General features: G+C 59.1%; 15 protein-coding genes. 10 read left to right on the plus strand and 5 right to left on the minus strand.

What is annotated here, in order from left to right:
- Positions 1-61 precede the first annotated feature (61 nt).
- The 5 genes from ATY29_RS32965 (at position 62) to ATY29_RS32985 (ending at position 6,560) form a co-directional block, all read left to right on the plus strand.
- Positions 62-763 carry a sugar transferase gene (locus ATY29_RS32965; RefSeq protein WP_097533978.1) on the plus strand — a complete coding sequence of 234 codons (702 nt, stop codon included), beginning with the start codon at positions 62-64 and terminating at the stop codon, positions 761-763.
- Between the two features lie 211 nt (positions 764-974).
- Positions 975-2,639, plus strand: a complete 1,665-nt coding sequence (locus ATY29_RS32970) for a GumC family protein (RefSeq protein ID WP_244597490.1) — start codon at positions 975-977, stop codon at positions 2,637-2,639.
- Positions 2,636-3,598 (plus strand): glycosyltransferase family 2 protein, encoded by a 963-nt coding sequence (locus ATY29_RS32975; RefSeq protein WP_097533979.1) that lies wholly within the window; start codon positions 2,636-2,638, stop codon positions 3,596-3,598. Before ATY29_RS32970 ends, ATY29_RS32975 begins: the two co-directional genes overlap by 4 nt.
- 4 nt (positions 3,599-3,602) lie before the next feature.
- The gene (locus ATY29_RS32980) at positions 3,603-4,982 is read left to right on the plus strand and encodes a polysaccharide biosynthesis/export family protein (protein WP_097533980.1); all 1,380 of its coding nucleotides are present in this window, start codon (positions 3,603-3,605) and stop codon (positions 4,980-4,982) included.
- Between the two features lie 108 nt (positions 4,983-5,090).
- Positions 5,091-6,560, plus strand: a complete 1,470-nt coding sequence (locus ATY29_RS32985) for a hypothetical protein (protein ID WP_097533981.1) — start codon at positions 5,091-5,093, stop codon at positions 6,558-6,560.
- A 188-nt stretch (positions 6,561-6,748) separates the two neighbouring features.
- Here the strand turns inward: ATY29_RS32985 and ATY29_RS32990 are convergent, their stop codons facing one another.
- The gene (locus ATY29_RS32990; protein WP_003566123.1) at positions 6,749-7,045 is read right to left on the minus strand and encodes a hypothetical protein; all 297 of its coding nucleotides are present in this window, start codon (positions 7,043-7,045) and stop codon (positions 6,749-6,751) included.
- Positions 7,046-7,353: 308 nt separating this feature from the next.
- On the opposite strand from ATY29_RS32990, the gene ATY29_RS33000 reads away from it, so the two are divergent.
- On the plus strand, positions 7,354-8,265 hold the full coding sequence (locus ATY29_RS33000) for a glycosyltransferase family 8 protein (RefSeq protein ID WP_097533983.1): 912 nt from the start codon (positions 7,354-7,356) through the stop codon (positions 8,263-8,265).
- A 122-nt stretch (positions 8,266-8,387) separates the two neighbouring features.
- On the plus strand, positions 8,388-9,410 hold the full coding sequence (locus ATY29_RS33005; RefSeq protein ID WP_003566126.1) for a glycosyltransferase family 2 protein: 1,023 nt from the start codon (positions 8,388-8,390) through the stop codon (positions 9,408-9,410).
- A 109-nt stretch (positions 9,411-9,519) separates the two neighbouring features.
- Here ATY29_RS33005 and ATY29_RS33010 read toward each other — a convergent pair whose 3' ends face one another.
- A complete protein-coding gene (locus tag ATY29_RS33010; RefSeq protein WP_003566128.1) occupies positions 9,520-10,272 on the minus strand; it encodes a Crp/Fnr family transcriptional regulator in 753 nt (250 codons plus the stop codon).
- Between the two features lie 450 nt (positions 10,273-10,722).
- Here ATY29_RS33010 and ATY29_RS33015 point away from each other — a divergent pair, with 450 nt between their 5' ends.
- A complete protein-coding gene (locus ATY29_RS33015) occupies positions 10,723-11,379 on the plus strand; it encodes a sugar transferase (protein ID WP_097533984.1) in 657 nt (218 codons plus the stop codon).
- 132 nt (positions 11,380-11,511) lie between these two features.
- On the opposite strand, the gene ATY29_RS33020 is transcribed toward ATY29_RS33015, so the two are convergent.
- A complete protein-coding gene (locus tag ATY29_RS33020) occupies positions 11,512-11,811 on the minus strand; it encodes a hypothetical protein (protein ID WP_097533985.1) in 300 nt (99 codons plus the stop codon).
- 448 nt (positions 11,812-12,259) lie between these two features.
- The gene (locus tag ATY29_RS33025; protein ID WP_097534048.1) at positions 12,260-13,369 is read right to left on the minus strand and encodes an acyltransferase family protein; all 1,110 of its coding nucleotides are present in this window, start codon (positions 13,367-13,369) and stop codon (positions 12,260-12,262) included.
- A 253-nt stretch (positions 13,370-13,622) separates the two neighbouring features.
- Between ATY29_RS33025 and ATY29_RS33030 the strand changes: the two genes are divergently transcribed.
- Positions 13,623-15,941, plus strand: a complete 2,319-nt coding sequence (locus tag ATY29_RS33030) for a membrane-bound PQQ-dependent dehydrogenase, glucose/quinate/shikimate family (protein ID WP_097533986.1) — start codon at positions 13,623-13,625, stop codon at positions 15,939-15,941.
- 56 nt (positions 15,942-15,997) lie between these two features.
- A complete protein-coding gene (locus ATY29_RS33035) occupies positions 15,998-17,794 on the plus strand; it encodes an adenylate/guanylate cyclase domain-containing protein (protein ID WP_097533987.1) in 1,797 nt (598 codons plus the stop codon).
- 128 nt (positions 17,795-17,922) lie between these two features.
- Here ATY29_RS33035 and ATY29_RS33040 read toward each other — a convergent pair whose 3' ends face one another.
- Complete coding sequence (locus tag ATY29_RS33040; protein WP_097533988.1) at positions 17,923-18,945, minus strand: DUF808 domain-containing protein; 1,023 nt, start codon at positions 18,943-18,945, stop codon at positions 17,923-17,925.
- Positions 18,946-19,205 lie beyond the last annotated feature (260 nt).

The raw sequence follows: 19,205 nt of genomic DNA on the forward strand, positions 1-19,205 counted from the left end.
ATCAGGGTGCGGCGCAGCAAAGTTTGAACGGTTCTTAATCGGAAAGTTTTGGAGACCACCGATGGCACGGCAAGCACATAGTTTCGAGGCATGGTCGCGTGTCGGACAGTCTGCGAAAGACGGCGACCTCCATGCGTCCCAGCCTCGTGCAGCAGGCAGATCGTCCAAGCGCGCGCTCGACATTCTGTTGGCAATCACCGCCCTGATCCTGCTTTCCCCGCTTCTGCTGCTCGTCGCGATGATCGTGAAATTCTCCGACCGCGGTCCTATCTTCTATTCCCACACGCGCATCGGCTTCGGCGGAGCGCCGTTCGGATGCCTCAAGTTTCGCACGATGAAGACCGATGCGAGCGCTCAACTCGCCGAATTGCTGCAAAACAGTCCCGCTGCGCGCAGCGAATGGGAAACGACCCGCAAATTGAAGGATGATCCGAGGATCACGGTCGTCGGCGATATCCTGAGGCGGTCGAGCATCGACGAACTCCCCCAGCTGTTCAATGTTCTTCGTGGCGAGATGAGCCTGGTCGGTCCCCGGCCGATCACCGCCGAGGAATTGCCGCGCTACGGCGAGCATATATGGGCCTACATGGCCGTCCGTCCTGGATTGACCGGTCATTGGCAGACCAGCGGGCGCAACGATGTCAGCTACGAGCACCGGGTTTCCCTCGACGTTCACTACCTCAATAACTGGTCGCTTGGCCGGGACTTTATCATCATTGCCAAGACCATTCCCGCTCTGTTTTCGCAGCGTGGCTCGTACTGAGCATTAAAGGGGAGAGCTGCCGATCGTGGCCGATGTCGGAAGGCACGCTAGTCCCCCGTCCCCTCCAAACTGCCAGTATCTCGTTACTCCGTAATCTCGCCATTTGGATTAGGACGACATGACCTCAAGCACGATCTTCAGCGGTGTTTCCCCGATATCCCTGCCTGCCTCCGCAGCCACCGGCGGGAACTCACCGCTGACCCTGCGGGACATGCTCTTTTTTCTCAGAATGCGCTGGCTTTGGATCGTGGCTACGATCTTTGCCTTTCTTGCGATGGCCGGCAGCTATCTTCTCACCGCCGAGCCGACTTACGTTGCCAGCACGCAACTTGTGATCTTCCCGCAGGTGAACAGCACCGAAGCTCAAAGAGCCTTCGCGGAAGACGCATTCATAGAAGGGCAGTTGGAGATCGCCAGATCGAGCGATGTCATCGGCGGGACGGTAAGAGCGCTCGATCTTGATAGCGATCCCGACTTTGTCGATTGGAAACCCTCGCTGCTCGACAAGGCGAAGGACTGGCTTCTTTCTGCTCAGACGGACACGCAGGACGCGGCAGGCGTGGGAACGGGTGAAACGCCACCCAGACCCCGGACCGAGGAGGAACGGCTCCACGACCTGGCAATCGCCACGCTGCAGAGCATGATGGACATACGCCGGATCGGGAGTTCGACGATCATCGAGATATCAGCTGCAGCGTCGAGCCCTCAGAAGGCCGTCGCCATCGCCGATACGCTCGCCAGGCAATATATCCAGAAGAATATCGCAATGAAGGCCGATGCTTCCCGGCAATACAGCGACTGGCTAGAAAAATTCCTGAGGGAGCAGCAGCGCGGGCTGGCCGATGCCTCCAGCGCCTTGAACACCTTCAACAGCAATCCGCGCGACCAGTTCAAGCTTGCGGAGCTGCAGAGCGCGACGGATGCCCGCCGCACCCTTTATGAAAGCACGCTGACCCAGCTTACCGAAGCCAAGCAGCGCATCACCTATCCCGTGTCCGACGCCACGATCGTCTCGCGGGCCACGCTGCCTCTTTCGAAGGCGAGGCCGCGCAGCACGCTCATCACAGCCTTTGCCGGGGCGGTCGGCCTCGGCGTCGGCTTGGCGCTTGCTATGATAAGGCACGCCAGCGACCGCCGGATCGTTCGTCCTCAGCAGATCGCGGACGCCGGCGGAGTGTCCATCGTCACCTTGCTGGCAAGATCGAAGCAGAACCGGGATGGGCATCCTGCGCGCTTCCTCGGCGCCGGTACAGCCAGCAGCAATACGGCCGCCTATCCTGTTATTCCCGGCATGGCGGAATTGAGCGCAACTATCGTCGGTCTTCGGCGCAAACGCCGCGTCATCATTGGAATCGTCGCGGTCGATCCCGGCAGCGGGGCATCGACCATTGCCTGCGAACTGGCGGTGCTGTCGTCGATTTCGGGGGCGGACACGCTGCTGATCGATGCGGCTGCGCAGAAATCCTCCCTGAGCAAAGCGATCGCGCCCCATAGTTCCACAGGTCTCATCGATGTGCTCGACAACGGCGAACTGATCCAGACGGCGGCGTTACCCCTCACCCCAACCCTGAAATTCCTTCCGCTCGGCAAGGTGGAAGCAGTGACGCCGGCCGTTCGTCTAAGCTCCCGCCGCACGCAGCTGAGCTTCGCCGAGCTGAAAAAGGAATTCGACGCCATATTCGTCGATATTTCCGCATTCTCGACCTCCCCCGATGCCAATGCGATCGCGCCGGAGCTGGATGGCGTCCTCGTGGTCACCTCGCATGGGCGCACCTCGATCGACGATACCGTGCGCGTCATCGACACCATGCGCAATGTCGGCGCCGAGATCCTCGGTGTGATCATCAACCATGCACCGAAGAGAATAGAGTCATGATCTCACCTTCGGCAGGAGCAGCAAGACGGGACCGCCCATTGCGAATTGCCCTGGGGATCGCCTCGGCCGGGCGCCCTTCGATATTGCGGGAGACGATCGATTATCTCACCGGCCTGCCGGATCAAGCCGAACGGCTGATCGTCTGCGTGCCCGTCATCGAGGATGCGGCCGGGCTCGCCGGCCGCAGTGACGTGGAAGTCATCGTCGGCAGCCGCGGCCTGACCGTCCAGCGCAACAGGATCATCCAGGCCGCATCAGCCGATGCGGACGTGCTGATCTTTCTCGACGACGACTTCATTCCCGCCGCGACTTTCCTGTCGCGCATGGCGGCCGTCTTTGCAGCAAAGCCGGACGTGGCAATCGCCACCGGCGAGGTACTCGCTGACGGGGTCCTCGACGGGGGCCTCAGCATGACGAAGGCCCTGGAGGTTCTCGAAACGGCAGGCGAAGGCGCCGAGCATGTCGCGGATGTCTACAACGCCTATGGATGCAACATGGCGGTCCGCCTTGCGCCCGTTGTCGAGCACGCCCTGACCTTCGACGAGCAGCTGCCGCTTTACGGCTGGCTCGAGGATGTCGATTTCAGCAGGTCCATCGCCCGCCACGGCCGGTCCGTCTACGTCGAAGGCGCCCGCGGTGTGCATCTCGGCGTCAGATCCGGACGCCAGCCCGGCCGAAGGCTCGGTTATTCACAGATCGCCAATCCTGTCTACCTGATCCGCAAGGGCACGATGTCGAAAGGCCGTGCAATCGCGCAGATCGGCCGCAACATCCTGGCAAATATGTCGGGCGCCCTGCTGAAGGACCGCCTGATCGACCGGTGGGGACGTTTGAACGGCAATGTGCTGGCGCTAGCCGATCTTCTTGTCGGTCGTGCCTCTCCGTCCCGCATTCTCGAACTCGGCACTCCGTCGCCGCGCGAGATGCCTTCACCGTCGACCGCAACGAAACGGAGATAGACCAATGCAGCCTACATCCTTGTTCGATCGCCTCGTTTCCGTGGCACTCGCCTTGCTGGCGTTCGCCTGCCTGACCGGTTGGAGCGTCGCCCATGCGCAAACATTCACCCTCGTGCCGGAAGACAAGGTCAGACTACGCGTCGTCGAATGGCGCTCGTCGGATTCCCGCTATGCCAGCTGGGAGGCTCTCGACGGCGTCTATACCATCGATGATGCCGGCAATCTGTCGATCCCGATCGCTGGCCACCTGCAGGCGAATGGGAAGACGACCGAGCAGCTTGCCGATGCCATTGCCGGCGCGCTGGCCGAAAAATCGGCACTTCCGGGAAAGCCGTATATCGCCCTGGAGATTGCCGAACATGCACCGATTTTCGTGACCGGAACCGTGCAGACCCCCGGCCGCTATCCTTTTGAACCCAACATGACGGTGATGAAGGCCGTCAGCATCGCCGGCGGTTTCCTGCGGGAACGTGAAGACAACACCTATTTCGAGCGCGACCGGATCCAGGCTGCCGGCGCCTACCGGACGGCCGTTCTCAACCGGCGCGATCTGTTGATGCGGCAGGCGCGGCTGCGTGCCGAGATCGCCGGCGAGCAGAGTTTCGAAATCCCCGCCGAACTCTTGGGAACACCCGACGTCGACAAGCTCAAGGCCCAGGAACTGAACCTGATGCGGCTGCGGCGCGTCGACATCGCCAGCCAGATCGAAGCGGCGAACGACCTTACCCGCCTCTATGGGCAGCAGGCCGAGTCACTGGAGGCCAAGATCAGTTCGCAAAAGCGGCAGATCGACCTTGCCCAGAAGGAGCTGGACAATGTCAACAGCCTGGTCAGCAAAGGCTTGGTCAGCAATTCCCGCCAGGTCTCGGTCGACCGCTGGGTTGCGGATGCGCAAGGCACCCTGATCGATCTCGAAGTCGCCCTGACCACGGCTCGCCAGGGCCTCAGCGAGGCCGACCGTTCCAAGACCAACATCGTCAACAGGCGGAACAGCGAAAATCAGGACCTGCTGAACCAGGTTAATCTCGCGATCGGCAGGGCGGCGATCGATATTCAGGTCGCCCAGCTCCTCGGCGAGCAGGCTGGCTACGACGCTCAACTCGCCCAGATCAATACAGATGCGCCGGGTCTCGGCAGGGCACAGAAAAACTACAGGATCGTGCGTCGCAACGACGACGGAACCTCCCGTAGCATCGTGGCGGACGAGCAAACCGCATTGCTGCCGCACGATCTCGTCGAGGTCGGCTTGGACACGAACCTTCAGGCGCCATCTCCGTCGCCGCATACCGTTCCGCAGAAACAGAGTTCGATGGTCCCGTCATCCGATGTGGCCGGAGACAATCGCTCCGCTGCCGGCTGGATTTCCCAGACCGGATCGAATTAGGAGTCGGTCGTGATCATCGACGCCTCGCCCATTCCGCCGAAAGGTGGATGCCGCCTTTCCGCCAAAGCGAGGCCTCGGCCGCTCGCTCTCCTGCTCGGGATCTGAAGCATGTCGATAGAGCCGATCGGTTTCATGGTTCTGCTGCTTGGCGTGCTCAGCATGCTGAACGGCGCGCGCTTTGCCATCACCGCGCTATGCCTTTCAACACTGCTCGGAGCAGCAGCGGCTCTGCAGCTGCCGGCGCTCGGCGGCAGCAGCATCCAGCCGAGCCATCTTCTGGTGCTCTTTCTCGTCATGGCCGCCTTGCTGCGCCCGGTTCAGATGCAGGCGACGCTCGCCAGCATCGCCTATCCGGGACCGGGCTTCTGGTTTGCCTGCTATATCCTGTTTTCCGTGGTGTCGTCCTTCTTCCTGCCCCGTATCTTTGCCGGTGCGACCCTCGTTTACTCCTCCGCGAGAGACCCCTCGGGCATGATGTCGACGGTAGCGGCGCCGCTGGCTCCGGGTTCGTCCAATCTCAGCCAGTCCGTCTATCTGCTCGGCGACCTCGCCTGCTTCGCCGTCGTCGCCGGACTTGCCCGGCTCGGATATGGCCGTTTCATCGCGCAGCAGCTGATCGTCGCGTCGATAGCGTGTTTTGCCTTCGCGCTGATCGACCTCGCAACGTTCCAGATCGGCCAGGCCCAGCTGCTCGATATCATCAGAAATGCGAATTATACGATGCATACGGCCGAGACCATCCACGGCTTCAAGCGCATCGTCGGCCCCTTTCCCGAAGCAAGCGCTTACGGCGCCGTCGCATTGGCTTATTTCGGCTTTACGCTCATGCTTTGGCTGGAGCGCGTCCAAAGCCGTATGGCTGGATTGGCAACGCTTCTGATCGGCCCGACCATCGTGCTTTGCACCTCGACAACCGCCTATGTCGCGGGCGTCTTCGTTCTCTGCATGTTCGTGCTGTTCTGCCTGAAACGACTGATCGGCGGTCCCGCCACGACAGCGCACATGATGTTCCTGGCGATCACGCTGTTCTTCATCCCCTGCGCCATCACCGCGCTCAGCCTTGTTCCCGATGCATGGAATTCCATCGCCGGCCTCCTGACCACCACCGTATCGGACAAGCTGCAATCGCAGTCCGGCGAGGAGCGCACCGCCTGGAACACCCTGGCATTGATCGCATTCGTCGATACCGCCACTTTCGGCGCCGGACTGGGCACCGTTCGAGCTTCCAGTTTCATCGCCGCATTGCTGTCCAATGTCGGATTGACCGGCACCGCCCTGTTCGCCGTCTTCGTGTACAGCCTGGTGAGGGCAGTCGGGCGGTATAAATCCGGCGATCGGGAGACCCACGCGATCGGAACCGCCGCCGTGATGGCATCCATCGCACAGATCGGCTCCGCAGCAATATCGGGCAGCGGCACGGATCTCGGCTTGCTGTTCAGCACCTCGGCGGGGCTGGCCGCGGGCTGCCTGGCCGGAGCTTATGTGCCGCGGCATCGGGCGGCCCCATCGCCCGCGAGGCGGCACCCCTTGGAGGCATCGGCATCTCCTGTGAGAGCGCCGATGTTTTCAACGCAATGACGCCCGCTCGGAACTTTCGTAATGGCGCCGAATGGCCGCCGGGCGCCGCCGGACACGGGCGAACGCGGGTGTGCGGCCGCTCGGCCGCACCGCATCCGCCAGGGATTGTCCGTGAAATCAGGCTGCCGGTCGAAAATGATCCCAAACCGCGATCCGGCGAAGGATATGCGGCAGCTTGCGTCTCAATGTCAGCCCTTCTGACGCTCGCTGGCGGCAGAGACACTGTCTGCAGAATTGCTCGCCCGCAGTCTGGCATTGCGCCGCAGGAGACCCGACAGGAATACACTCGTCAGATAGCCGATCTCCATCAGCACGAGGATCGCGATACCGGATCCGATCGCCGCAACCGCGGAAGACCCGTCCACAAAAACCACGCCGCCGAAGCCGATTGCCACAATGAATGCAAAGATTGCGAAAGCCCAGGCGCGGATGCAAGCACCGGCAGCTATCGAAACCACGGCGGCGATAAGCGCGGTGATCAGCATCCAAATACCTCTTCTCGCTGCAACCCGACATGCACCCCGGTAGCCATCGTCGTGCCGGGGAAGAAGATCTCGAAACGCCGCCTTGTCGCATGCAGGGCATTCTTCATGGTGAATATCTCGACAATGAAACACACGAAAACCGCCGGCAGCCGGACGCCGATCAGCCAACGACCGAGACTGCATCTCGGCAATATATACCCGACTGGGCTCTCATATGACAGGCCCCTCGGCTCAATCAACAACGGTTCCCTCGACTTGGAAAGCGACAGCGATTCATTCCTGTTGTGGGAAATCGGAAAGGTGAGGACATGAACAATCAGTGCGTCGTCTACGTCACCGATGTCGAATATTCATTTCCGACTATTCTCTCGGCGCTTCAGGCTCGCAAATTCGCAAGCCCGGCGACCGATGTCTGTGTTCTCATGTCGGAACGTCTCGATAGTTTCGAAGAACTGAAAGCTCTGCTCGCAACGAGCGGGGTCGACTTGATCGACGCGACCGAAGCGCTGCAGGATTCGCTCGGCAAGCTCGACGGATCGCATTTCCAGGGACGCATCAGCGTCAGCACGATGGCCAAGCTGGTTCTTTGCGAGATCCTGCCTGCCAACTATAGCCAGATCATCTACCTTGACGGGGATACGCAGATCGTCAGCGATCTCGGCAGGCTCGAAAGTGCCTTTGTGCCCGAGGGCAGGTTTTTCGCGGCGCGCGATTACACGGCGATCCATGACTTCCTCGACACCGGAAAGAACAGCCATTATTTCAACGCGGGGGTTTTGAAATTCCACCGCAACGGCTGGATCGGACAGGAGGCGCTCGAGCTTTTTGCTAGAAATCCCGAGGCCTGCGAGGGCAAACATGATCAGGGCGCATTAAATTATGTCTGCGGGTCATCGCTCATCCTCGTATCGAACCGCTGGAATTTTCCCAAACAGTTCCTTCACCTGGTGAACATGTCCTCCTTGTCGATCGTCCATTATATGGCGCATCCGAAGCCCTGGCATGGCACCTTCTTTCCCTGGACGGACAGGGAAAGCCAAGTCTATGTCGACCTGCGCAAAGCACATCCGATTTACAACTCGCTGTATCGCGGAATAAGCCTCGATCGTAAGGTCCTCTATAAGTACCGGTCGATGCGGGCGCGCATCAAACACGCAATCGAAACGGACGGACCCAGTCCGCGGGTTCAGAGCCTGCTGGTTGGCGATTACGCCGTGTGACGCATGGTGGTCCGCCTGAGGATGAATATCCGCGTGACTGATCTCGGCATCGCGGTCGACCCTTGGATTGCAGGCGGAAGCGCAACTATTCATTCCAGGCTGGATAATGTTCAGGACAGAATATGAGTTATAGGGCCTCCGCCGCCAGTATCTCGCATTACGCAAAAGCTCGCCTGCGCCGCTCGCTCAAGGCTCGGCAGCTTCGCTACGACCTGCTGCGCAACGGGCTCAAGCAGGCGCGTCACGTTGTCATCTGCGTCATCCGCGACGAGGGGCACCGGCTGGCATTCTTCCTGCAGTATTATCGCGATCTCGGCTTCGAGCACTTCATTTGCATCGACAACGGCTCGACCGATGGCACGGCCGAGTTGCTATCCGGCTTCGACGATGTCTCCGTTCTTTCCGCCCACGGATCCTACAAGGCGGCGAGATTCGGAAACGACTGGATCAACGAAATCATCAACCGGCACTGCCAGGAGAAATGGGTTCTCTACGTCGACGCCGACGAGTTCCTGGTCTATCCGCATTGCGACACACGGCCGATCGATCAACTGACCGCCTATATCGATGCCACCGGCGGTCATTCGCTGCGCTCTGTCATGATCGACATGTACAGCCGGCATCCCGTTGTCGAAAACATATGCGAACCCGGCCGCAATCCGCTTGAGGTCTGCAATCTCTTCGACCGCTCCGGCTATGTCGCGCATTTCGACGAACGCAACGGGACGATATGGATCAAGGGCGGCGTTCGCGGGCGGGTCTATTTCCGCGACCGGCTCTGGGACGGTCCCGCGCTCAACAAGATACCTCTCGTCTATATCGACGGCGAACGTCTTTTTCTCAAATCATCACACCAGGTCTGGCCGCTCTCCCTGAATTTGGGCGACATGCGCGGAGCCCTCGGCGTATCGGGCGCCCTTCTGCATTTCAAATTCCTGTCGACCTTCGTGCACAAGGTTGCCGATGCGGCGCACCGGTCCCAACATACGGAGGAGTATGCGGTCTATTCGTCGAGCAAGGATAAGGATGACTTCGTCTACGACGATACGGGCACCTACAGAAGCTGGAAGGATCTCTCCGATCACGGGCTCATCCAGGGTGAAGGCTGGAAATACTGGAGGAATGCTTCGGAGAGCGAAGTCTAGTTTATCTCATCCTGAAGCGTGCGGCGGTTGCGGGAAAACATAAAACCCACCAGTGGCGGGTTTTATTGAGGTTTTCGCTGCCGCATTCTTTCGTCGAGGCGCCCGCCCCTCAAGCGATGGACGCTTCACCCTCGGCATAAGCTTCCAGCGCCTTCCGATTAAGAATGCGAATTTTACCCTGCGTGCCGTCGACCACTTTGCTCTCGCGCAAACGCCGCAGGCACTGATTGACCTTTTCGCGCGACGCCGGCAGCGTCGCCGCCAGGTCGTGTTGGGAGATGATCAGCTCATCGCCGCTATGTTGTCCGTCCACTTTGTACAAGGCAGAAAGGCGCAGCAGCGTCCGGGCCAATCTCTGCCTCAGGCTCGATCCGGCGCTGGAAATGATCCGCAGTTCGAGTTCGGAAACACGCGCCAGCGCCTTCGACAGGATCTTCACCTGAAATTGCGGATCGTTCGCACACAAGTCCCGCAGCAAACGACCATCGAAGTAATGCAGTTCGCAGTCCGATGAGGCCCGATATTCCAAGCTGAGGGACTGCTTGCGCAGCACCTCCAATTCGCCGATCAAGCCGCCTTTTGGAATAATCTCCACGATGAACTCTCGTCCATCTGCAAGCGGCGTGCTTGCGTTCACCATCCCACGATGCACGCGGGCGAACATATCGATGAGGACACCAGCGCTGGCAATCACTTCACCGCGGCGAAATTTTCGAACACTCGTGCGGCTAAACGGGAACTCGTGATCCAAATTCGCCCCGCCGTCGTAAACAATAGCTGCAGGCCGGCAAGTAACCGCTTCGCCTTTTCGAGCGGCGTCGCCCCTAGTCCTGTCGTCTCTGATATTAATCGCCCCGTCCATACACGCAGCTCCACGCAGACTAATTGACTTATTTTTAGCTGAGGCATTCGTAATATGTTAAATTATAAAGTCAAATAATAATAAAGTAAAAATATCGTTCTGAAACTATACATAATTATGACGAATACTCACATTTATATATCATAAAATTCATATTGGATTCTGTTGAATTCACACAATTTAGCCGACAGAATGTTTTTATACAAATTTATGACAAATGTAGCCCCAGAGAAAATCCAACAGGCAAAAGAATAACATTGTTGTCGCAAATATATATTGATAACATCTCAGATAAGTAAAAGATTAGGCACAACAATTACGGTTATTCTCGAAAATTTCTTCAAAAAATAAAGAATTTATTGGCGAATGTGACCTCGGTCACAGACTTCACACTTACATTCAAACAAGCTTTGGACTGTGATTTCTGGAATTCGCTCTACGGAGACGCGGATGGCGGGAAAAAATCATGGCATCAACCCAACCGAACCTTGGCGGGATGTTGCCGGGGCGCGACAGGAAAGACGTCCATTGAATTCGTCACAATCCCATACGATCAGCAGAATTCTGAAGCGCGTACTGGACATCGTCATTGCGGCAAGTTTTTTATTGCTTTTATCGCCGTTCCTTCTTTCGGTAGCCGTCATTATCGCGCTAGGTGATTGGGGGCCAATTTTCAATTCCCAGCGTCGGATCGGTTACAAGGGCAAGGAGTTTGGCTGCCTCCAATTCCGCACGACAAGAGCCGACGCAACCGCCAACGCGTATGTCACCGTCGTCGGCGAGATCGTCAGGCGATCGAGCCTCGACGCGCTTCCGCAATTGATCAACGTGTTGCTCGGCCAAATGAGCCTCGTCGGCCCCCGCGCCATTAACAAAGAAGAACTGCCCCGTTACGGTGAACATGCCTCTGCCTATATGGCCGTCCGTCCCGGGCTGACCGGTTATTGGCGAACCGCCGGGCGCGGCGACCTCCGCTACCAGAACAGAGTTTCGGTCGACGTCGAGTATTTGTCCAAATGGACGCTCGCCTTGGATTTCGCGATCATGGCCAAAACACTCTCCGCCCTGCTTTCCCGGCACGCCTTGCTGCCCGGGCAGGACTCCTAGAGCATTTTCCTTGCGCCTTGCTGGACGCGAAATCCCGCTTCACACGTTTGCTGGAATTGCTCATAACGTTTCTGACGAAAGCAGATTGAGATATACCGCCAAGCAGCACCCTGCGGCCTCGGCTAATGGGCTCTATCCGTGGGGATGCTTGCCGGTCACAGGCGAGCGCTCGGCAATGGCGTTCCTTTTCCGGCGCTTTTGAACATGCCCCCACAATGAGAAGGCAAAAAGGCCCGCCAGATAGCATATTTCCATCAATACAAGCCGTTCCAGGCCAGAAGCAAGCGCTTCCGTCGAGGAGGAGCCTTTCAGCACACTCACGGCGCCCAAGGCCGTGACCAGCAGAAATGCAAAGAACGCAAAGGCCCAGGCACGAATGGTCGCTCCGGCGGCGATGGAGATGGCGATCACGATGAGCGTGCTCTTCAGCATTATTCTGCTCCTCTCTTCACCTCCTTCGAGCCACCGCCAGCCCTCAACGACATGACAAAACCCAAAGTCGAAAGAAGTTCGATAAAAGTATTTTATCTATTACCGTTAAAATATTGCTAATACCTCGCCAGCAAGTCGACGAAGCCGCACGGTAGAATATCCGACTATTCATCGAGCGCGAACACTCCATCACCAAAGGTCAAGCAATTCGCGGCAATCACGACCGGAATGATTGAGGTGTGGGAGGCTTATACGGGAGCCGGGAATGTAGCTGCGGTGTTCTCCCCTGAACCGAACATCCGCTCGTTAGTCCTGAAAAGCGAGTCCGGGCATAGGTTCACGGTTCGTCGGGCAGCAACTAGCCACGCCGCAACGAAACAGGGCTCGCCGCCATGGCGAACCCTGCTGATCTCTGGCGATGGAGTTGCCGGCCTCGAGATCGATCAGCCTATTTCGAGACTGCGGCGGCCAATTGCCGTTTTGCGCCGCGTTGGAGGCTGAGGTTTTCAAGCCAGGTCACTTGTTTCCTCAATTTCAACGCCGGCTTTTCGATGAATCTCCACGAGAAGGCGGCAAAGCAGGTCGCAACGATGCTGCAGACAATGCCATTCAACCACCAGTTATGCGCCCAGGGCCCGAGCGCTACAAACGCCTGTTGAATGGGATAGCCGTAAAGGAAGACGCCGTAGGAATAGTCGGCCCCACTGAGAATGCCAAGTTTTCGGGGCGAGGTCAGGCCGAGGAAGACCGTGACATATCCGATTGCCGGAATGGCAATGAAATCTCCAAAGGACGTGAACCAGTAGGCCCATAATATCATTGCCACCGAAGCAAGGAAAATTCTCACATCCCAGAGGACCTTGTCCTTGTAGAGATAGAAGGTCACCCCCACGAGAAACGCACAGATGAGCAGATTGCCCGACGCAGTCGTGGGCATCGTGGCCCAATCGCTCTCATGTTTCCAATACCTTGCGATACCGAAGCTGATGATCAAAGCCGGCGTGGCAACAAGGGCGATCACTCGCCGCCTGACCACGCCGAGCAGAAACAGGGCGGCGATCGCGGCATAGCACTCAAGCTCGAAGGGCACCGTCCAGAGCTGCCCGTTGACCATCGCGGCGTCGGGATTATCCAGGAATACACCGGGGAGATTGAAGTGGATGTGGCCCGTGACATTCAGCAAATAGGTAAAGAACTGAGGATCGGTGAAATAGTCACGCAGGTCATACTCTGTATAGATCGCTCCGAGTATAAAGGCAGCCAGCAATACCTCCACCGCAAGAGCAGGGTAGATCCGAATAAATCGGTTACCGAGAAAGGAGATCAATGTCTTCGACCGTTCAAGACTGCCAGCCACCAGGAATCCGCTCAAGACGAAGAACATCGGCAGCACTGATTTCATGACAGGACGGAAAGATGACTCCCAGAGAAACAGGTCGTCGCCGTAGGTGACGCGGGCCGTATGTATCCAAAGCACTGAAAAGGCTAACAGTAATCGCATATAATCGAATCCTGTCGGTCGCCCCTTCGCTAGATCAAGCTTTTCGCCGAGAAACATCTGTGGCCCTTTCAGAAGTATTGACTCGATTTGGGTTGGCAAGCTGTCGCCGCCGGGCGGCGGCGGCATCTTTGCCGGGCCGCGGCCGCGTGTCAGTGACCAGAGGTACATCAGCAACAAATTGAACGAGAGAGCGCCCTCTCCCGACGACCAGACAACTGACCATCAACCCAATGGCCCGTGCTTCCCCAGGCGCCATGCGGTGGTCGGAGTTGGACCAGGCGATCGGGCGGCGGATTTGGATGAGGAAACTATGAAATTTCTGGCCACCCTGTTTTTGATTGTTCTCGCCTTTATCGGATTGGGCCTGATGGGAGGCGGCGCCTTGCTGCTCGGCCTCGGCGGCTCGCCCTATTACGCCTTTGCCGGGCTTGCTTATCTGGCTGCCGCGCTTCTGCTGTGGCGCCGCCGGATGTCAGGCGCCCTCATCGTCCTGCTTGTCGCCGTTTTCACCCTTCCCTGGGCAGTTTGGGAGTCGGGTTTCAATTTCTGGGCGCTCTTTGCGCGTCTGATGTCTCCCATCGCGCTGGCGGGCTTTGCACTTCTCTTTGCGCCGTCGCTTTCGCCAACCGCCAACCGTAAGCTCTTCTATGGCGGCACTCTGCTTGCGGCCATTCTTTTCGCTGCAGGTTTCAGCCTTGCTTTCACACCGCACGGGCTGATCCACCCTTCCGCCGACATCCCCGCCTACGAGACCGCCAAGGGCGACAACTCGCCCTCCGACTGGGCATCCTACGGCCGCAGTACGGCCGGAGATCGCTACGCCCCATTCGATCAGATCAACCGCCGCAATGTTGCCAAGCTCGATCTTGCCTGGACATATCGCACCGGCAAAAGCGATGGCGCCGATCAAAACACGCCTCTGCAGATCGGCGATACGGTCTATACCTGCACGCCGACGGACGTAATCGCAGCGCTTGACGCAGATACGGGAAAACCGCGCTGGACCTTCGATCCCAAGGCGACGGCGCCGTACTGGCAGCGTTGCCGCGGCCTCGGTTATTATAAGATGCCACCGGAGGTCCAATCCGCCGACGGTCTTTGCAATGAGCGTCTGGTGCAGACGACGATCGATGCCCGCCTCCTGGAGATCGACAGCAAGACCGGCGCACCCTGCAAGGGCTTCGGAGACAATGGCACCGTTGAGCTTTCCCAGGGCATGGGTGAAGTCAAGTCAGGTTACTATTTCCAGACTTCGGCGCCGCTGATTGCCCGAAATCTGATCGTCATTGGAGGCTGGGTCATAGACAATCAGGAGGTTGGCGAACCCTCGGGCGTCATCCGCGCCTTCAATGTCATTACCGGCGAGCTCGAATGGGCATGGGATCTCGGCAATCCCGAGATCACCAAACTCCCGCCGGCGGGCCAGACCTATACTAGGGCCACGCCCAACATGTGGACGACGGCGGCATTCGACGACGAGCTCGGCCTCATCTATGCACCGCTCGGCAATACCACCCCGGATTATTACGGCGTCAATCGCCCTGATTTCGCCGATCAATACAATGCCACCTTGGTGGCGCTCGATGTCAAGACGGGACGGGAGAAATGGAAATTCCAGACCGTGCATCACGATATCTGGGACTATGACCTGCCGGCACAGCCTGTTCTGATCGACCTGCCCGACGGCAATGGCGCCACCGTACCCGCCCTCCTGCAGACCACCAAACGCGGGCAGCTTTTCCTGCTCAACCGTCAGACCGGCATACCGCTTGCCGAGGTTCAGGAGAAGCCGGTGCCGCAGCAAGGAGGCGCCCCGGAGGAGAAACTGTCTCCGACACAGCCCTATTCCGTCGGCATGCCGACCATCGGTGCGGACCGGGTGACTGAGCAGACGGCCTGGGGTCTGACGATGTTCGATCAGCTGGCATGCCGCATCGCCTTTCGGAAGATGCGCTATGACGGCGATTTCACCCCGATCGGCCCGCAATATGCGATCCAGCAGCCGGGCAACCTCGGCGGCCTCAATTGGGGAAGCGTGTCGGTCGACCTGCCCAACAAACGCGTCTTTATGAACGACATCCGCGTGCCCAGCCTCTTCGCGCTCATTCCGCGCCAGGACTACATCGATTTTGCCCTGACCACGACCGCACACGGCCCCTCCGCCCCGCAGCGGGGCACGCCCTACGGCATGGCCACCGAAATGTGGACGTCGAGGCTCCGCGTTCCCTGCACGCAGCCGCCCTTCGGGACCGTCACGGCAGTGGATCTGAACACCCGCAAAATTGCATGGCAGGTCCCGGCCGGGACCGCCGAACAACTCGGACCGTTCAAGATCAAAACCAATCTGCCGATGCCGATGGGCCTGCCGAGTTATGCCGGTACGTCGGCGACCGCCGGCGGCGTCGTCTTCTTTGCTGGCTTCCAGGACTATTACATCCGCGCTTACGACGCTGAGAACGGTGATGAGCTCTGGAAATATCCCCTACCGGTCGGCTCGAGCGCCACGCCCATGACCTACGTGTCGCCGAAAACCGGCAAGCAATATGTCGTGATCTCGGTTGGCGGAGCGCCATATTCCAGGGACGACGGCGACTACGTGTTCGCCTTTTCTCTGAAAGACGAAGATTAGCGCCGCCGCCGTCACACTGTGCTATTTTGGTCCGATGAGGAACTGAGGCTACGAGCGTGACGCGAAAACTGGCGGCGATCCTAGTCGCGGATGTGGTCGGCTACAGCCGGCTTGCCGGTGCGGACGAGGATCGTATCCTGGCGCGGCTGCGAACGCTGCGCAGCGATCTGGTTGATCCGACCATCGCTGTGCACAATGGCCGCGTCGTCAAACGCACCGGAGATGGAAGCATCATCGAATTTCGCAGCGTCGTCGACGCCGTGCGCTGCGCGATCGAGGTACAGACGGCCATGGTCGAGCGCAATATCGGCGTACCGCCTGAGCATCGCATCGAGTTCCGGGTCGGGATCCATCTGGGCGACGTGGTCGAGGAGAACGACGGCGATCTGATGGGCGACGGTGTCAACATCGCCGCGCGGTTGGAGGGAGTTGCCCAGCCCGGCGCCATCTGTCTCTCCGAAGATGCCTACCGCCAGGTAAGAGCGCGGCTTGATCTCGCCGTGACCGATCTCGGGCCAATCCAGCTCAAGAATATCGCCGAGCCGATGCGGGCCTATTCGCTTCAGGTCGGACCCATTTCGCAGCCGGCCCTGGCACGGCAACCGGGAGAGCAGCACGCGGCGAAACTGCCTTCGGCTGCGTCCGTTCCTGACAAGCCCTCCATCGCCGTACTGGCGTTCAACAACATGAGCGGCGACGCCGAACAGGAATATTTCTCCGACGGGATCAGCGAGGACATCATTACCGACCTCTCGAAGCTGTCCGAATTGCATGTGATCGCCCGCAATTCATCCTTCGTCTACAAGAATGTAACAGCCTCCGTGCCTGAGATGGCTAAGGCGCTTGGCGTCCGTTATGTCCTCGAAGGCAGCGTGCGCAAGGCCGGCAACCGCGTGCGTGTTACGGCGCAATTGATCGACGCGAGCAATGGCGGGCATATCTGGGCAAGCCGGTTCGATCGCGACCTTACCGACATTTTTGCCGTTCAGGATGAACTGACCCAGGAGATCGTCACAGCGCTCAAACTGAACCTCACGCATGGCGACCAGAATCGCTTAGCCCAGGGGCGCGCAGTCGATGTCCGCGCATATGAGCTTCTGTTGCGTGGCCGCGAACAGGCGTCGGCCCATAGCCGGACGGGAAATTCTGCCGCCCGCAGCCTGGCGGCGGACGCGATCGCCATCGATCCCGGCTATGCGGCGGCGCAGGCACTGATTTCCTTCACCCATGTGCTCGACTACATCAACGCTTGGAGCACCGATCCCGAAGCTTCGCTACGGATCGGACTGGATCTGGCGCAGCAAGCTGTGGAAATGGCCGAGCAACAGCCCAACGGCCATTTCGCCCTGGGCATGGCCTGCATGTGGAACCGCGAATTGGACCGGGCGCGGGCGGAAGTGCTGCGCGGCCTCGCGCTCTCGCCGAACTCCGCCGCACTCCTGATGCTGATGGCCCATATCCAGATATTCTCCGGCGATCCCGCAACTGCGCTTAAAACGCTCGACGCATCGATGCGGCTTGATCCGCACTATCCCGAGGTGCTGTTCCAATTTCTCGCCGACGCGCACTTTTCTCTCGGTGACTATGGGCAAGCAATCATCGCGATCGAGCAGCGGCTTCAGCAAAACGCTCAGTCGGAAACGGCCTATGCTCTGCTCGCGTCATGTTACGGCCATCTCGGCCGTAAAGAGGAGGGCCAACAGGCGTGGGAGAAGGCGCTCCAGATCAATCCCAATTTCTCCGTCGAGCGCCGCCGCCGCGTCCTTCCATTCCGCAACCCCGAGGATTTTGAGCGCCGCGTTGAAGGGCTGCGCAAGGCGGGAGTGACGGTCCCGGATGTCCGTCAATGCTAACAGCAACTGCGGCTCGGACCCCGAGAGCATGATTTCAGCGGCGCAAAGGCCGCTGTGATGCTGTAAATGGGCTGATGCGTCACCATCGAGCCGACCGATCATCGCAGCCCGTAGATTAGCCGCAACATTCATTTTTTCCCGTCCGCCAGCGCCTCTTTCCGCCGGCGACGCGGCAGGAGTGATTTGAGGTACCGCCACGCCGGCGAGATAACGTAGCCTGCAACCGGAATTGTGACCAAGCCGGCGACAATACCGACGATGCCTGCTCCTGCGGCCTCGACGGCCCAGCGCAGCACGGACGCAAGAACGGGAACGGCATGGACGGCCACCTCCCCGGCACCATGGATCAGATGCGCAAGGCCGCCTACGCCATAGGCCTCGAGCCCGTGAACGATGATGCCGCCGCCGACCCAGATCATGGCAGCCGTTCCGACAATACCGAGTGCTTTCAGAAAATAAGGCATGCCAGTGACCAGCCCTCGTCCGATCACGCGCAAGAACGGGCCCATCGGAGGCATCGCCTGCCCACGCGCCATCATCAGGCCCAGATCATCGGCCTTCACGATCAGCGCCACGCCACCATAGACCATGGCCGTTATACCCAGCCCAACAACAGCAAGGATGAAGGCCTGAGAGAATATGCTGCCTGACGGCACAGCGGCGAGCGTAATCGCCATGATTTCGGCCGACAGGATGAAATCGGTCTTGATCGCACCGGCGACCTTCTGGTCTTCGAGCGATTGCGCATCCAGGCTTGTCGCCTCGAGTGCCGATTCATGGGCATGGGCTGCATGCGGCAGCACCAGTGCGTAGACTTTTTCCACGCCCTCGTAGCAGAGAAAAAGCCCGCCGATCATCAGCAGCGGTGTGATCGCCTGCGGTGCAACAAAGCTGAGAATAAGCGCCGCGGGAAGCAGGATCAGAAGCTTGTTCTTCAGTGAACCCACCGCGATCTTGCCGATGATCGGCAATTCGCGTGCTGCCGAAAATCCGGTGACGTAGCGGGGTGTAACTGCCGCATCGTCGATGACGACGCCTGCCGCTTTCGCGCCTGCCTTGGCTGCTTGGCCGGCAATATCGTCAAGCGAGGCCGCAGCCACCTTTGCCAGGGCGGCGATATCGTCAAGAAGGGCGATCAAGCCAACGCTCATTCGAGCCTCCAGTGAAAAGACAGATAGTTACACAAAAAGGAATGGAAAACTCGACATCGAAGCGACACGTGGCATCCTCCCGGGAAGATGCCATGCACAAATCGTGACGGCAATGGCGGTTTCGACCGGCGTCGGGTTCACCCCACTCTTATCGGAGCGCACAGACGCCCGACAATCGCCTCGGAAAACAGGCTCCCCTCGCATCGACTCGGATGGACAACCGGCAAGCTGCTGATCTTTGATTGCTGGGCCTGATTACC

Origin of the sequence: Rhizobium hidalgonense (assembly GCF_002914525.1) — a bacterium.
Taxonomy (GTDB): Bacteria; Pseudomonadota; Alphaproteobacteria; order Rhizobiales; family Rhizobiaceae; genus Rhizobium; species Rhizobium hidalgonense.

Coding starts and splice junctions, on each gene's coding strand:
- ATY29_RS32965 (WP_097533978.1), top strand. CDS start 62: ATGGCACGGCAAGCACATAGTTTCGAGGCATGGTCGCGTGTCGGACAG.
- ATY29_RS32970 (WP_244597490.1), top strand. CDS start 975: ATGCTCTTTTTTCTCAGAATGCGCTGGCTTTGGATCGTGGCTACGATC.
- ATY29_RS32975 (WP_097533979.1), top strand. CDS start 2,636: ATGATCTCACCTTCGGCAGGAGCAGCAAGACGGGACCGCCCATTGCGA.
- ATY29_RS32980 (WP_097533980.1), top strand. CDS start 3,603: ATGCAGCCTACATCCTTGTTCGATCGCCTCGTTTCCGTGGCACTCGCC.
- ATY29_RS32985 (WP_097533981.1), top strand. CDS start 5,091: ATGTCGATAGAGCCGATCGGTTTCATGGTTCTGCTGCTTGGCGTGCTC.
- ATY29_RS32990 (WP_003566123.1), bottom strand. CDS start 7,045: ATGCTGATCACCGCGCTTATCGCCGCCGTGGTTTCGATAGCTGCCGGT.
- ATY29_RS33000 (WP_097533983.1), top strand. CDS start 7,354: ATGAACAATCAGTGCGTCGTCTACGTCACCGATGTCGAATATTCATTT.
- ATY29_RS33005 (WP_003566126.1), top strand. CDS start 8,388: ATGAGTTATAGGGCCTCCGCCGCCAGTATCTCGCATTACGCAAAAGCT.
- ATY29_RS33010 (WP_003566128.1), bottom strand. CDS start 10,272: ATGGACGGGGCGATTAATATCAGAGACGACAGGACTAGGGGCGACGCC.
- ATY29_RS33015 (WP_097533984.1), top strand. CDS start 10,723: ATGGCGGGAAAAAATCATGGCATCAACCCAACCGAACCTTGGCGGGAT.
- ATY29_RS33020 (WP_097533985.1), bottom strand. CDS start 11,811: ATGCTGAAGAGCACGCTCATCGTGATCGCCATCTCCATCGCCGCCGGA.
- ATY29_RS33025 (WP_097534048.1), bottom strand. CDS start 13,369: ATGTTTCTCGGCGAAAAGCTTGATCTAGCGAAGGGGCGACCGACAGGA.
- ATY29_RS33030 (WP_097533986.1), top strand. CDS start 13,623: ATGAAATTTCTGGCCACCCTGTTTTTGATTGTTCTCGCCTTTATCGGA.
- ATY29_RS33040 (WP_097533988.1), bottom strand. CDS start 18,945: ATGAGCGTTGGCTTGATCGCCCTTCTTGACGATATCGCCGCCCTGGCA.